Origin of the sequence: Nitrospirillum bahiense (assembly GCF_007828025.1) — a bacterium.
GTDB lineage: Bacteria > Pseudomonadota > Alphaproteobacteria > Azospirillales > Azospirillaceae > Nitrospirillum > Nitrospirillum amazonense.
The window spans coordinates 362,233-375,448 of the sequence record NZ_VITO01000003.1; the positions used below are offsets into that span (position 1 = coordinate 362,233).

General features: G+C 68.0%; 10 protein-coding genes. 7 read left to right on the forward strand and 3 right to left on the reverse strand.

Features of this window, described 5'->3' with window-relative positions:
• The first annotated feature begins 54 nt into the window (after positions 1 to 54).
• From FBZ88_RS06695 to FBZ88_RS06705, 3 genes are all read left to right on the forward strand, one after another.
• Positions 55 to 1,902 carry a glycoside hydrolase family 35 protein gene (locus FBZ88_RS06695; RefSeq protein WP_186464243.1) on the forward strand — a complete coding sequence of 616 codons (1,848 nt, stop codon included), beginning with the start codon at positions 55 to 57 and terminating at the stop codon, positions 1,900 to 1,902.
• Between the two features lie 96 nt (positions 1,903 to 1,998).
• Positions 1,999 to 4,326 carry a GH92 family glycosyl hydrolase gene (locus tag FBZ88_RS06700; RefSeq protein ID WP_145615980.1) on the forward strand — a complete coding sequence of 776 codons (2,328 nt, stop codon included), beginning with the start codon at positions 1,999 to 2,001 and terminating at the stop codon, positions 4,324 to 4,326.
• A gap of 17 nt (positions 4,327 to 4,343) precedes the next feature.
• Entirely contained in the window at positions 4,344 to 4,691 is a 348-nt protein-coding gene (locus tag FBZ88_RS06705; RefSeq protein ID WP_211102558.1) for an L-rhamnose mutarotase, read from the forward strand.
• A 3-nt stretch (positions 4,692 to 4,694) separates the two neighbouring features.
• Here the strand turns inward: FBZ88_RS06705 and FBZ88_RS06710 are convergent, their stop codons facing one another.
• A complete protein-coding gene (locus FBZ88_RS06710; protein WP_145615981.1) occupies positions 4,695 to 6,194 on the reverse strand; it encodes a CoA-acylating methylmalonate-semialdehyde dehydrogenase in 1,500 nt (499 codons plus the stop codon).
• Positions 6,195 to 6,307: 113 nt separating this feature from the next.
• Here FBZ88_RS06710 and FBZ88_RS06715 point away from each other — a divergent pair, with 113 nt between their 5' ends.
• Positions 6,308 to 7,192 carry a LysR family transcriptional regulator gene (locus FBZ88_RS06715; RefSeq protein WP_145615982.1) on the forward strand — a complete coding sequence of 295 codons (885 nt, stop codon included), beginning with the start codon at positions 6,308 to 6,310 and terminating at the stop codon, positions 7,190 to 7,192.
• 4 nt (positions 7,193 to 7,196) lie between these two features.
• On the opposite strand, the gene FBZ88_RS06720 is transcribed toward FBZ88_RS06715, so the two are convergent.
• The gene (locus tag FBZ88_RS06720; RefSeq protein WP_145615983.1) at positions 7,197 to 8,750 is read right to left on the reverse strand and encodes a tannase/feruloyl esterase family alpha/beta hydrolase; all 1,554 of its coding nucleotides are present in this window, start codon (positions 8,748 to 8,750) and stop codon (positions 7,197 to 7,199) included.
• 280 nt (positions 8,751 to 9,030) lie between these two features.
• On the opposite strand from FBZ88_RS06720, the gene FBZ88_RS06725 reads away from it, so the two are divergent.
• From FBZ88_RS06725 to FBZ88_RS06735, 3 genes are read left to right on the forward strand one after another with little or no spacing between them, the layout of a single operon-like run.
• Complete coding sequence (locus FBZ88_RS06725) at positions 9,031 to 10,338, forward strand: CitMHS family transporter (RefSeq protein ID WP_145615984.1); 1,308 nt, start codon at positions 9,031 to 9,033, stop codon at positions 10,336 to 10,338.
• Positions 10,339 to 10,364: 26 nt separating this feature from the next.
• Positions 10,365 to 11,714 (forward strand): acyclic terpene utilization AtuA family protein, encoded by a 1,350-nt coding sequence (locus FBZ88_RS06730; RefSeq protein ID WP_186464244.1) that lies wholly within the window; start codon positions 10,365 to 10,367, stop codon positions 11,712 to 11,714.
• Positions 11,711 to 12,010 (forward strand): AtuA-related protein, encoded by a 300-nt coding sequence (locus FBZ88_RS06735; protein WP_145615986.1) that lies wholly within the window; start codon positions 11,711 to 11,713, stop codon positions 12,008 to 12,010. Before FBZ88_RS06730 ends, FBZ88_RS06735 begins: the two co-directional genes overlap by 4 nt.
• Here the strand turns inward: FBZ88_RS06735 and FBZ88_RS06740 are convergent.
• Positions 11,948 to 12,922 (reverse strand): LysR family transcriptional regulator, encoded by a 975-nt coding sequence (locus tag FBZ88_RS06740; protein WP_145615987.1) that lies wholly within the window; start codon positions 12,920 to 12,922, stop codon positions 11,948 to 11,950. The two genes, FBZ88_RS06735 and FBZ88_RS06740, sit on opposite strands and share 63 nt — an antisense overlap.
• Positions 12,923 to 13,216 lie beyond the last annotated feature (294 nt).

A 13,216-nucleotide genomic window follows, 5' to 3' on the forward strand; every position in this document is an offset into this window, starting at 1 on the left:
CGCATGCCGAAGCCTGACGGGGCCGCGCCCCAGCACCTCTCAAACCGGACAGCCATGATCCCCCGCAGAACCTTTCTGGCCGGCGCCGCCGGTCTCACCGCTGGCGCCCTGGCGCCTTTCACCGCCGCGCGAGCCGGCACCAGCCGTTTCACCACCAACGGCGACCACTTCCTGCTGGACGGCCAGCCCCTGCAGATCCTGGCCGGGGAGTTGCACTATCCCCGCATCGCCCGTGCGGACTGGCGCGACCGCCTGCGCAAGCTGAAGAGCCTGGGGCTGAACACGCTCAGCGCTTATGTCTTCTGGAACGCCCATGAAAAGGCGCCGGGGCGGTATGACTTCACCGGCAACCTGGACCTGTCCGCCTGGCTGGCCCTGGCGCAGGAGGAGGGTCTGCACGTCCTGCTGCGCGTCGGTCCCTACGCCTGCGCGGAATGGGACGGCGGCGCACTGCCGGCCTGGGTTTTCGCGGATGAAAGCGTCAAGGCCCGGTCGCTGGACCCCACCTACATGCAGCTTTCCGGCCGCTGGCTGAAGCGGCTGGGGCAGGAGGTCGCCCATCTGGAGATCGACAAGGGCGGGCCGGTCCTGATGACCCAGGTGGAGAATGAATACGGCTCCTTCGGGCAGGACCGGGCCTATATGGAGGCGGTGCGCGACCAGATCCGGTCGGCGGGCTTCGACGGCGCGCTGTACACGGTGGACGGCGCGTCGGTCATTGAGAAGGGCGCCCTGCCGTCGCTGATCAACGGTGTCAACTTCGGTACCACGGACAAGGCGGAGGAGGAGTTCAAGCGCTACGCCGCGTTCAAGCCGTCCGGTCCCCGCATCTGCACCGAACTCTGGGGTGGCTGGTTCGATCATTTCGGCGAGGTGCATTCCGCCATGCCGGCGCCGCCCTTGCTCGACAGCCTGACATGGATGCTGGACCGCCAGATCTCGGTCAGCTTCTACATGGCGCATGGCGGCACGTCGTTCGGGTTCGATGCCGGCGCCAACTTCGATCGCAAGACCGAAACCTATCAGCCCGACATCTCCAGCTACGACTATGACGCACTGCTCGATGAGGCCGGGCGCCCCACGCCGAAATTCAGCGCAGTGCTGGAGGTAATGAGGCGCTATCTGCCGGCGGAGCGGTTCGCCCCCCTGCCGGCGCCACAGAAGGCGCTGGAAATTCCCCGCTTCCGGCTGACCGAGACGGCGGCGGTCACGCCCCTGTTCGGCAGGCCGGTGGCGGCGCCGGCCCCCCGGACGCTGGAATCGCTGGGCCAAAGCCACGGCCTCATGCGCTATCGCCACCGGTTCGCCAAGGCCGCCGAAGGCACCTTGCGTATCGGCGAGGTCCGCGATTACGCCGTGGTGTCGGTCAACGGCCGCCGCGTCGGCGTGCTGGACCGGCGCCTGAACGAACGGGAAATCGCCCTGTCCGTCCAGGCCGGGGACAGCCTGGAGATCCTGGTCGACACCATGGGCCACGTCAATTACGGCGAGCGCATTGGGCGGGACCAGAAAGGCCTCATCGGTGGGGTGACGCTGGAGGACCAGTCTTTGCAGGGCTGGACCCACGAGGGGTTGCCGCTGGACGACTTGGGCGGCCTGGCGTTCCGGGTTGGCACGGTGAGCGACGGCCCCGCCTTCCACCGCGGCACGTTCGAGCTCAAGGGGGCCGGCTACACCTTCCTCGACATGCGCGGCTGGGGCAAAGGCTATGCCTGGGTCAACGGTCACAATCTCGGCCGCCATTGGTCGGTCGGGCCGCAGCGCACCCTGTTCGTGCCGGAGAGCTTTCTCAAGGTCGGGGTGAACGAGGTGGTCGTTTTCGACCTGCATCCGGTCCTGGACACCAGCCTGGCCGGCGTCCACACGCAGATTTGGGACCTGCCTGGACAGGTCAAGGAATAGGTATCCACACAATGAGCCCGCCGGTCCCCACGTGGGACGGCGGCGCCGTGAGCGGCCCCGCCAGCAAGCGAGGACGCGATGGGGAAGGAGAAGATCATGCTGACACGTCGGACGTTGCTGGGGGGCACCGCCGGCCTGGCCTTGTTGGGCGGAAGCGGGCTGCCGCTAATCGCAGCCCGGGCGGAAGGGGGCCAGGATCTGACCCGCTGGGTCGATCCCTTCATCGGCACCGGCGGACATGGCCACACCTACCCCGGCGCCACTGTGCCCTTCGGCATGGTGCAGCTGAGTCCGGACACCGACAACGGCCGCTGGGACTCATGCTCGGGCTATCACCAGGACGACCGCACCCTGATGGGCTTCTCCCACACCCATCTCAGCGGCACCGGCGTGGGCGACATGCTGGACGTGCTGGTGGTGCCCCGGGTTGGCCCCGTGGTGCTGCAGCCAGGCAGCCTTGAAGCCCCCGAGGGCGGCTATCGCGCCCGCTTCGACCATGCCGACGAACAGGCCACCCCCGGCTATTACCGCGTGCGGCTGAAGGACAGCGGTATCGCGGCCGAACTGACGGCCACGGCCCGCGCCGGCCTGCACCGCTACACCTTCCCGGCGGGTGCCACCGGCGACGGCGCGCACCTGCTGATCGACTTTCACCACGGTATGCAGGACAAGCACGGCGTGCCCACCCGGGTGACCGACGCCAGCCTGAAGCTGGTGGGCAACGACACCCTGGTCGGCGGCCGGCGGGTGCATCAGTGGGCGGACGGGCGCCACATCTATTTCGCCCTGAAGCTGTCGCGCCCCTTCACCACGGCGCAGCTCTATTCCGACGACCAGCCCGTGGCGGGTGACCAGGCCGCCGGCACCAATCTGAAGTGCGCGCTGCACCTCGCGGACGCCGCCAAGGGCCCCCTGCTGGTCAAGGTCGGCCTGTCGGCGGTGGATGTGGACGGCGCCCTGCGCAACCTGCAGGCCGATCTCCCCGGTTGGGACTTCGACCGCGTGCGCGGTGCCGCCCGCGACGCCTGGGAATCGGAACTGTCGCGCATCCGCATCGACGCGGACAGCGACACCGATCGCCGCATCTTCTACACCGCCCTCTACCACGCTCTGCTGGCGCCCACGCTGTTCAGCGACGTCGATGGGCGCTATCGCGGCATGGACGACGCCGTCCACCAGATGCCCACAGGCCGCCACACCTATTCCACCTATTCGCTGTGGGATACCTATCGCGCCCTGCACCCCCTGTTCACCTTGGTGCAGCCCGATCGCGTGCCCGACCTGGTGGACGGGCTGGTGCGCATGGCGGTGGAAAGCCCGGCCGGCCCGCCCGTCTGGCCGCTGCAGGGGCGGGAGACGGGCTGCATGATCGGCTGGCATTCCGCCGTGGTGCTGGCGGAGGCGCAGGCCAAGGGCTTCAAGGGCATCGACTACAAGGCCGCCTGGCCGGTGTTCCGCAAGCGGGCCTTCGAGGACACCACCCTGGGCATGGGCGAGTATCGGCGCCTGGGCTACATTCCCAGCGACACGGTGGACGAGGCGGTCAGCAAGACGTTGGAGTACGCCTATGATGACTGGGCCATGGCCCATCTGGCGGCGGGGGCCGGCGCCCGCGATGACGCCCGCGCCCTGACCGAACGCTCCCGCAACTACCGCCATGTGTTCGATCCGGCGCTGACCTTCGTCCGCGCCCGCGACAGCGCGGGCAAATGGATCGAGCCCTTCGATCCCCGCGCCATGGGCCACATGAAGAAGTGGCGGGACTTCACCGAGAGCAACGCCTGGCAGGCCACCTTCCTGAACCAGCATGACCTCTACGGCTATATGGACATGTTCGGTGGGGCCGGCGCGTTCGAGCGCAAGCTGGATGAGCTGTTCACCACCAGTTCGGAGATGCCGGCGGACGCGCCGCCGGACATCGCGGGGCTGGTCGGCCAATATGCCCACGGCAATGAGCCCAGCCACCACGTGGCCTATCTCTACGCCTACGCCGGCGCCCCTCATAAGACCCAGGCGCGGGTGCGCATGCTGTTGCGCACCATGCCCCAGGACCAGCCGGACGGGCTGGCCGGCAATGAGGATTGCGGCCAGATGAGCGCTTGGTACCTCATGAGCGCGTTGGGCCTCTATGCCGTCGACCCCGTGACGCCCATCTACGTCTTCGGCTCGCCCCTGTTCCGGCGGGCTGAGTTGGCCGTGGGGCAGGGCCGCCGGCTGGTGGTGGAGGCGCCAGGCAATGGGCCCGACAGCCCCTATATCCAGTCCGTCTCCTGGAACGGCGCGGCCTATACCAAGAGCTGGATCAGCCATGCCAGCCTGGCAGCGGGCGGGCGGCTGACTTTCCAGATGGGGCCCAAGCCCAACCCCCGCTTCGGTGCCGACGCGGCCGACCGGCCGCCGTCCTTCGCGCCGATTAGGGTGTGAATATCACAAGAAAGACAATGATGAACCGTCATGTCCTGATGTTGGACCTGAAGTCCGATCCCGCCTTGATCGAGCGTTATCGCCAGTGGCATGCGCCGGGCAAGGTACCGCCGGCCGTGGTGCGCGCCATCCGCCAAGCCGGCATCCTGGAGATGGAAATCCATCTCTGCGGCGACCGGCTGGCGATGATCGTGGAGGTGACGAATGACTACGACCCCGAGGCCAAGGCCGAAGCCGACGCCGCGGATGCGGACGTCCAGGCGTGGGAGGCGCTGATGGATACCTTTCAGCGCCCCCTACCCTGGGCGAAGCTGGGGGAGAAATGGGTTCCGGCGGAGCGCATCTTCAGCTTGGCCGAGCAGTAAGGCTCACTTCATCGTCGGCATGACGAACTCGGCACCTGCGCGAATGCCGGTGGGCCAGCGGGTGGTGATGGTCTTCAGCCGCGTGTAGAAGCGGATGCCCTCGGGCCCATGCATGTGGTGGTCGCCGAACAGCGACTGCTTCCAGCCGCCGAAGGAATGGAAGGCCATGGGCACCGGGATGGGCACGTTGATGCCGACCATGCCCACTTGGATCCGGTGGGCAAACTCACGGGCGGCGTCGCCATCGCGGGTGAAGATGGCGGTGCCGTTGCCATAGGGATGGTCGTTGATCAGCTGGGCCGCCTGGTCGTAGCTGTCTGCCCGCACCACCGACAGGACGGGGCCGAAAATCTCCTCCCGGTAGATGCTCATGTCCGGCGTCACGTGGTCGAACAGCGTGCCGCCCAGGAAATAGCCGTTCTCATAGCCCTGCAGACGGATATCGCGGCCGTCCACCACCAGTTTGGCGCCCTCGGCCACGCCGGCCCCAATATATCCCAGCACCTTGTCCAGGTGCTGGCGGGTGACCAGGGGGCCCATTTCCGACTGCGGGTCGGTGCCCGGCCCCACCTTCAGGGTGCGCAGCCGGTCGACCAGGCGGCCTACCAGGGCATCGGCCGTGGCCTGGCCCACCGGCACCGCGACGGAAATGGCCATGCAGCGCTCACCCGCCGAACCGTAGGCGGCGCCCATCAGGGCGTCCACCGCCTGGTCCAGGTCGGCGTCGGGCAGGATGACCATGTGGTTCTTGGCACCGCCCAGGGCCTGGCAGCGCTTGCCGTGGCGCGCCGCCGTCTCATAGATGTACTGGGCGATGGGCGTGGATCCCACGAAGCTGACGGCCTGCACCTGCGGGGCGGTCAGCAGGGCGTCCACGGCCGTCTTGTCGCCGTTGACCACGTTGAAGACGCCGGCGGGCAGGCCCGCCTCCTCCAGCCACCGGGCGATGACCAGGGCGGCCGACGGATCCCGCTCCGATGGTTTCAGGATGAAGGTGTTGCCGGCAGCCAGCGCCACCGGGAACATCCACATCGGCACCATGGCCGGGAAGTTGAACGGGGTGATGCCGGCGACCACGCCCAGGGGCTGGCGCAGCGAATGGCTATCCACCCGCGTGCCCACATTCTCCGTCACCTCGCCCTTCAGCAGGGTGGGGGCGGCCGTGGCGAACTCCACCACCTCCATGCCCCGCTGGATTTCGCCCAGCGCGTCGGAATGCACCTTGCCGTGTTCGGACACGATGACGGCGGCCAGTTCGTCCGCCCGTTCCTCCAGGATGCGCAGGAAGCGGTTCAGGATGCGGGCGCGGCGCAAGGGCGGGGTGGCGGCCCAGGCGGGAAAGGCAGCCGCCGCTGCCGCCACGGCCGCCGCCACCTCATCGACGGAGGCGAGGTCGACACGGGCCGTCTCCTCACCCGTCGCCGGGTTGTAGACGGGCGCGGTGCGGCCGGATCGGCCCGCCTGGGGGCGGCCAGCGATATGATGGGGGATGGATTTGGTCATGGCGCTCGTTCCTCCGCCGGGTCTTATCCCCTCGCTTATCCGGCTTGCAGAACTGCGCATCAACCTGCAATGTCGCGGCTTCGTTGTGCAGATTTTATAGTCTGGATGTGCCGATGGAATGGGATCAGGTCCGCGTCTTCCTGGCCGTCGCCCGTGCTGGGCAAATCCTGGGGGCTGGCCAGCGCCTGGGCCTGAACCACGCCACGGTGGCCCGACACCTGACAGCGCTGGAAACATCCCTGGGCGTGCTGTTGGTGGAGCGCCGGCCCCAGGGCTGCACCCTGACACCGGCGGGTGAGACGCTGATGGCGGCGGCCGAGCGCATGGAGTCCGAGTTGCTGCAGGCGGGGTCCATCCTCTCCGGCAGTGCCGACCGGCTGACCGGCACGGTGCGGGTGGGCGCGCCGGACGGCATCGGCACCTATTTCCTGGCGCGGGAACTGGGCGCCTTGGCGGAACGGCATCCCGGCCTGACCATCCAGCTGGTGCCCCTGCCGCGCACCTTCTCCCTCTCCCGGCGCGAGGCGGACCTGGTCATCACTCTGGAACAGCCGGACCACGGCCGGCTGATGGTGCGCAAGCTGACGGACTATTCCTTGAGCCTTTATGCCAGCCAAAGGCATCTGGACCGCCATGGCCCTCTGTGCACGACGGCGGATCTGGCCGGCCGGCTGTTCGTCACCCATGTCGAGGACTTCGCCTACAGCCGGGCGCTCGACTACGCCGGAGAAGTCGGCCGCCACACCGACCGCCATTACGAATGCGGCAGCGTCGTCGCCCAGATCGAGGCGGTGCGGTCAGGCCACGGCATCGGCGTGCTGCACGATTACGCGGCCGCGGGCTTTCCGGAACTGGTGCGGGTGCTGCCGGACATACGCTTCACCCGCACCTACTGGCTGCTGAGCCACCCGGACAGCCACCACACCCGGCGCATTGCCGCTGTGCGCGAGCACATCGCCGACCGCATCGCCGCTGCACGCGGCATGATGCTGGCCTGAGCCGTCACCGGCAGGTGAAGTTCGCCGCCTCGTCGCTGGAGCCCTTGCCGGTCCAGTGGGCGACGGCGGGGTAGGGGCACAGGGGCCGGGTGCGCAGCACGGCGGAGGTGGGGTCCAGATCCTTCTCGTGCTTGGCGGCGACCAGCCGGTCCGGCGCCTTGCCCTGTTCCACCCAAGCGCGCAGGGCGGTTACGGCATCGAAACGGTTGGGGCCGGGGCCGCCATAGCAGTGGCCCATGCCCGGCACCATGAACAGGCGGAAGTAGCCGCCCAGCCGCGCCCGCGCCTGGGCCGGATCCGACGTGCCCGCCACGGCCTGGTAATACTGGATGGGATAGGTCTGGGCGTTCAGCTGGTCGGCCCAGCCCTGGCTCATGATCAGTTTGCCGCCCCGCGCCTTGAAGGCGGACAGGTCCGGCGACACGGCGGTGATGGTGGCACCGACCTTTTCGTCCGTCAGCGTCACGTCCCGGTCGAAGTCGAAGTCCTGCCAGCGCCAGGACAGGTTGTCGTAGACCATGTTCTGGAACAGGGGGATGACGTAGGCCTCCAGCAACTTACCCTGCTGCAGGTCCCAGCCCCATTCACTGCCCGGCACCAGTCCGGGATATATCGCCTCACCCGTGCGCGGGTTGCGCGGGCCGGCATAGAGCGCGCGCACGGCGGCCACCTGCGGCGCCGTCAGGCAGGCCGAGGTATCCGTGGCATCCGGCATACATTGCAGCGCGGCCGGATCGAACCGGCAGGCCTGCGGATTCTCGATCAGCCCGTCCTTGACGCCGTCCGCGGCATCGCAGGCGTTCAGCACCGCCTGGTGCAGCAGGGTCAGCTTTTCCGCCGGCAGGGTGCTGGCGGGATCCAGCAGCGTCGCCCGCGAACTCCACAGGAAGCTCATCATCAGGCGGGTGTAGTTCATGCCCGGCGCGCCGGCATGGATGCCGTCATAGTCGCCGGGAAAATACTCCGCCTCCGTCATGGCCTGGGCGCCGCCGGTGGAGCAGCCTTCGAAATAGGCCTTGGCCGCCGGCGTGCCATAGCGGGCGGCGACAATGGCCTTGGCTGCAACGGTCATGCGGTGGATGGAGTTGTGGCCCCAGTTGGCCAACTGGGTGGGGTCGTGCATCCAGTCCAGGCGCATGCCTGGCTTGCCCTCCGCCGGGCCATGGCCCGTGTCGGTACCGGCCACGGCATAGCCGGCGCGCAGGGCCGGGCCCATGGCGTAATAGCTGAAGTTGCCGGCGAAGCCACCGTTGCCCACGCCCTGGAAACGGCCGTTCCACCCGGCCTCGGGCAGCCAGACCTCCACCTTCACATCCGTCTCGGCCATGGCCACCACACGGCAGAAGGCGGGCAGGTCGGGAAAGGTGACGGTGCCGTCCGGAGCCTTATAGGGGCCGGCGGCCACGGGCTCGGCCGACAGGACGCGCGCCTCGGGCAAGCTGCGCCCGGCCAGGCTGGCGCAGTCTACGCTCGGGGTGGCCGCCTGGGCCGTAGGGGCGTTCGCGGCCCATGCCAGCAAGGCGCCGGCTGCCGCCGCCGTCCAGGTCATCACGCGCATGCTCGTCCTCCCCAGCCTGTTCCCCGTGTTCTGTCCCCGGGAATGCCACGGCGCAAGGGTGGAAGGAATTAGATTAATTTTATGCGATTGATAGATTTTGATTATCGCTGCCGCCTGGCCCCAGGGGCTGGGGCGGAATTCATTAAACTTTACTATCGCAAATATAGAACAAATCTATTTCCCTTATCGGGTCCTCCTCCTTAACCCTAGGGGTCGAACCATCAGGCGCCAAGGGCCACGACGTCCGGGCTGAACCGGACGCGGGATAAGGGGGAGAGGCATGATCGCGGTACTGGGTTTCGGCACGGTCACCGTCCTGTTCCTGGCCATCCTCAGCAACCGGCTGTCGCCCCTGGTGGCCCTGATCGCCGTTCCCGTTGCCGGGGCGCTGCTGGGCGGCTTCGGGCTGGAGACCAGTCGTTTCATCCTGGACGGCATCAAGGCCATCGCCCCGGTGGCCGGCATGTTCGTCTTCGCCATCCTCTATTTCGGCGTGGTCACCGACGCCGGCATGCTGGACCCCATCATCAGCCGCATCCTGCGCCTGGTGGGGCATCGGCCCTGGCGCATCACCGTAGGTGCCGCCTTCTTGGCGTTGCTGATCCATCTGGACGGGTCGGGGGCGGTGACCTTCCTGGTGACCATCCCCGCCATGCTGCCGCTGTTCGATCGGCTGGGCATGGACCGGCGCATCCTGGCCTGCGTCACCTCGTTGGCGGCGGGGGTGAATTTCCTGCCCTGGACGGGCCCCATGATCCGCGCCGCTGCCGCCCTGCACCTGCCGGTGTCCGATATCTTCCGCCCGCTGGTGCCGGTTCAGGTGGCGGGCCTGGCCTTCGTCTTCGCCGCCGCCTGGTGGCTGGGCCGGCGGGAGGAACGCCGGCTGGCCCTGGCCGGAACGCTGGCGGGCGTAGGCCCCGTCCCGGTCGCCCAACGGCCGCTGACGGCGGAGGAGCAGGCGTTGCGCCGCCCCCGGCTGTTCTGGCTGAACCTGGCCCTGACGGTCGCCGTCATGACGGTCATGGTGGGCGGCTGGGTGGATCCGGTGGTCATGTTCATGCTGGGCACCGTGGCGGCCCTGATGCTGAACTACCCCGACGTGGCGGAACAGCGCCGGCGGGTGGACGCCCATGCCAAGGCGGCGCTGATGATGGCCGGCATCCTGCTGGCGGCCGGCGCCTTCACCGGCATCATGCAGGGCAGCGGCATGCTGAAGGCCATGGCCGGCGCGGCGGTGTCCGTGATGCCGTCCGGCATGGCGGGGCACATCCCTGTGATCCTGGGCGTGCTGTCCATGCCGCTCAGCCTGCTGTTCGATCCCGACTCCTTCTACTTCGGCATCCTGCCGGTCATCGCCTCGGTTCACGGCGGCCTGGGCGGCCAGCCCGTGCATGTGGCGCAGGCCGCCGTGCTGGGCCAGATGACCACCGGCTTCCCCGTCAGCCCCCTGACGCCCGCCACCTTCCTGGTGATCGGGCTGACCGGCATCGGGCTGGGGGAGCATCAGAAATTCAGCATCCCCTATCTGTTCGGCGCCACCCTGCTGATGACGGCCGTCGCCGTCGTCATCGGCGTGCTGCCCCTGTAGGGATGCGCGACCAGGAGGCATCCGCGTTGAAACGCGTCAGACTAGGCACCGGCGCCGGCTATTCCGGCGACCGTATCGAGCCGGCGGTGGAACTGGCCGAGGCGGGGGACATCCGCTATCTGGTCTTCGAATGCCTGGCCGAACGGACCATCGCCCTGGCCCAATTGGCCAAGCGGCGGGATCCTTCCGCCGGCTTCGACCCCCTGCTGGCCGACCGCATGGCGGCCGTTCTGCCCGCCTGCCGGCGCAATGGCATCACCATCATCACCAATATGGGGGCCGCCAACCCCCATGCCGCCGGCGCCGCCGTGGCGGCCGTTGCCCGTTCCCTGGGGCTGGGGCCGTTGCGCATCGCCATCGTCACCGGTGATGACGTGACGGAGATCATCCGCGCCCGCCAGGACCTGACGATCGAGGAAACGGGCGCCCCCGTGTCCAGCCTGGCGGAGAGCCTGGTGGCCGCCAACGCCTACCTGGGGGCGGAGCCCATCGTGCGGGCGCTGAAGGACGGGGCCGACGTGGTCGTTACCGGCCGGGTGGCCGACCCCTCGCTGTTCCTGGCGCCGTTGGTGCGTGAATTCGGCTGGGCGGCGGATGACTGGACGCTCATGGGCAAGGGCACGCTGGTCGGCCACCTCATGGAGTGCGCCGGCCAGGTCAGCGGCGGCTATTTCGCCGATCCCGGCTTCAAGGACGTGCCCAACCTGGCGCGCCTGGGCTTCCCTATCGCCGAGGTCGCGGCCGATGGCGCGGTCACCATCACCAAGGTGGCAGGCAGCGGCGGCCTGATCACCGGCGCCACCTGCCGGGAGCAGCTGCTGTATGAGGTGCACGATCCCGCGCGCTATCTGACGCCGGACGTGGCGGCCGATTTCAGCGGCGTGTCCATCACCGAGACGGGGCCCGACCAGGTACGGGTGGATGGCGGCGGCGGGGCTGCGCGACCCGGCAGCCTCAAGGTCTCGCTGGGCTATGGCGATGGTTACATCGGTGAGGGCCAGATCTCCTACGCCGGTCCCGGCGCCCTGGCGCGGGCGCGCCTGGCCCGCGACATCGTGGCGGAACGCCTGCGCATCATCGGCCTGCCCCTGCGAGAATTGCGGCTGGACCTCATCGGCGTGGACGCCATTCATGGGCCGGAGCTGTCGGCGGCGGCCCCCGAACCCTATGAAGTCCGTCTGCGCGTCGCTGGCCGGACCCACACCCTGAAGGATGCCGAGCGCATCGGTAACGAGGTGGAGGGGCTGTACACCAACGGCCCGGCCGGCGGCGGCGGCGCCACCAAGATGGCCAAGGAGGTCATCGCCGTGCAGTCGACCCTGATCCCGCGCGAGCTCGTCAGCCCGCAAGTTCACATGATGGAGGTTCAGCCATGAAACTGCGCGAGCTGGCCCATTCCCGCACAGGGGACAAGGGCAACACCTCCAACATCTCCGTCATCGCCTACCGGGCCGAGGATTACGCCCGGCTGGAGGCGGCGGTGACGGTGGAACGGGTGCGCCGCCACCTGGGCACCCTGATCCAGGGGGAGGTGGTGCGCTATGCCCTGCCGGGACTGGGGGCGCTGAACTTCGTCCTGACGCGCACGCTGGGCGGCGGCGTCACGCGATCACTGGCCCTGGACGCCCACGGCAAGTGCCTCAGCTCCGCCATCCTGGACCTCGACATCTAGGCACGGGGCCGAAGGCGTGGCGCAGGAGTTGGCCGCCGCCAGCAGCACCTTGGTGAATTCCTCCACCGCCGGCAGCAGCGAACTGCCCCGGCGCTTGATGATGACGATGCGGCGGACGAATCCGGCATCGTCGATCGGCCGCGTGGCGATGTCGGCGAAGCCCCGGATCTCGATGGCGGAGGCCGGCAGGATGGCCAGGCCCAAGCCGGCGCGCACCATGCTGACCGCTGTCGACATGTACGTCGCCTCGCAGGCGGGGGTGGCGATGGAACCGGCGCCGGCGAAGGCCTCATCCACCAAGCGGCGCACGCTGGTGTCCTTGTCCATCAGCACCAGCGGGAATTGGGAAATGACGGGCACGGAGGCCAGGGGCAGTTCCCCCGCCGCGTGGCCGCGGGGATAGACCAGCACCATGCGGTCCTCGAAGACGTCGATGGTATCGAGGTCCGGCTCATCGACACCGCCGACGCCAATGCCGAAATCCACCTCCTCATTGCGGACCATGGCCAGCACACGCTTGCCCACCGCGTCCTTCAGCACGAAGGAGACGCGGGGGTTGCGGGCGCGGAAGTCCGCGATCAGGGCGGGCAGGGGCCCGGCGGCGAAGCTGGGCAGGACGGCCACCCGGATGGTGCCGCGCGGCTCTTCCGAGAATTCCCGGATGTCGGCCATGGCGCCGTCAAAATCCTTCATCAGGCGCTGGAACACGGGCAACAGTTCCTGACCCACGCGGGTCAGCTGGACCGACCGGGTGTTGCGGTCGAACAGGCGCAAGCCGATCTGGTCCTCCAGCTGGCGAATGCGGATGGTCAGGGCGGGCTGGGAAATGTTCAGCGCGCCGGCGGCCCGGGTAAAGCCGCCGAGCCCGACCACCGCCAGGAAGGCGCGGATCTGCCGAAGATTGACATCCATATAAATTCCTTATCACGCCAACCTCATTCATCACAATCGCTGCCATGCCGAGGGCGGCAGTTTTGCGACGGTTGCATTGATAAGTGCAGTTTATTAATGCATGTAAAAAACAAATTTTACAAATCTAACGGCCCCTACAATACTCCCCATGAATAGAGAAGGCGATGCCGCCGTGGGCCGGCATAAAACGCCAATCGGGGAGGGAAAATAATGAAAATTGGAAGTGTATCCGTGTCTGGATTTGCAGCTCATCTGCGGGCGAGCGCTTCAGTCGTGGCGCTCATTTCTTTGTGC

Excerpts from the sequence above, each read along its gene's own strand:
- FBZ88_RS06695 (WP_186464243.1), top strand. The coding sequence starts at position 55 with ATGATCCCCCGCAGAACCTTTCTGGCCGGCGCCGCCGGTCTCACCGCT.
- FBZ88_RS06735 (WP_145615986.1), top strand. The coding sequence starts at position 11,711 with ATGAAACTGCGCGAGCTGGCCCATTCCCGCACAGGGGACAAGGGCAAC.
- FBZ88_RS06700 (WP_145615980.1), top strand. The coding sequence starts at position 1,999 with ATGCTGACACGTCGGACGTTGCTGGGGGGCACCGCCGGCCTGGCCTTG.
- FBZ88_RS06705 (WP_211102558.1), top strand. The coding sequence starts at position 4,344 with ATGATGAACCGTCATGTCCTGATGTTGGACCTGAAGTCCGATCCCGCC.
- FBZ88_RS06715 (WP_145615982.1), top strand. The coding sequence starts at position 6,308 with ATGGAATGGGATCAGGTCCGCGTCTTCCTGGCCGTCGCCCGTGCTGGG.
- FBZ88_RS06725 (WP_145615984.1), top strand. The coding sequence starts at position 9,031 with ATGATCGCGGTACTGGGTTTCGGCACGGTCACCGTCCTGTTCCTGGCC.
- FBZ88_RS06710 (WP_145615981.1), bottom strand. The coding sequence starts at position 6,194 with ATGACCAAATCCATCCCCCATCATATCGCTGGCCGCCCCCAGGCGGGC.
- FBZ88_RS06720 (WP_145615983.1), bottom strand. The coding sequence starts at position 8,750 with ATGCGCGTGATGACCTGGACGGCGGCGGCAGCCGGCGCCTTGCTGGCA.
- FBZ88_RS06740 (WP_145615987.1), bottom strand. The coding sequence starts at position 12,922 with ATGGATGTCAATCTTCGGCAGATCCGCGCCTTCCTGGCGGTGGTCGGG.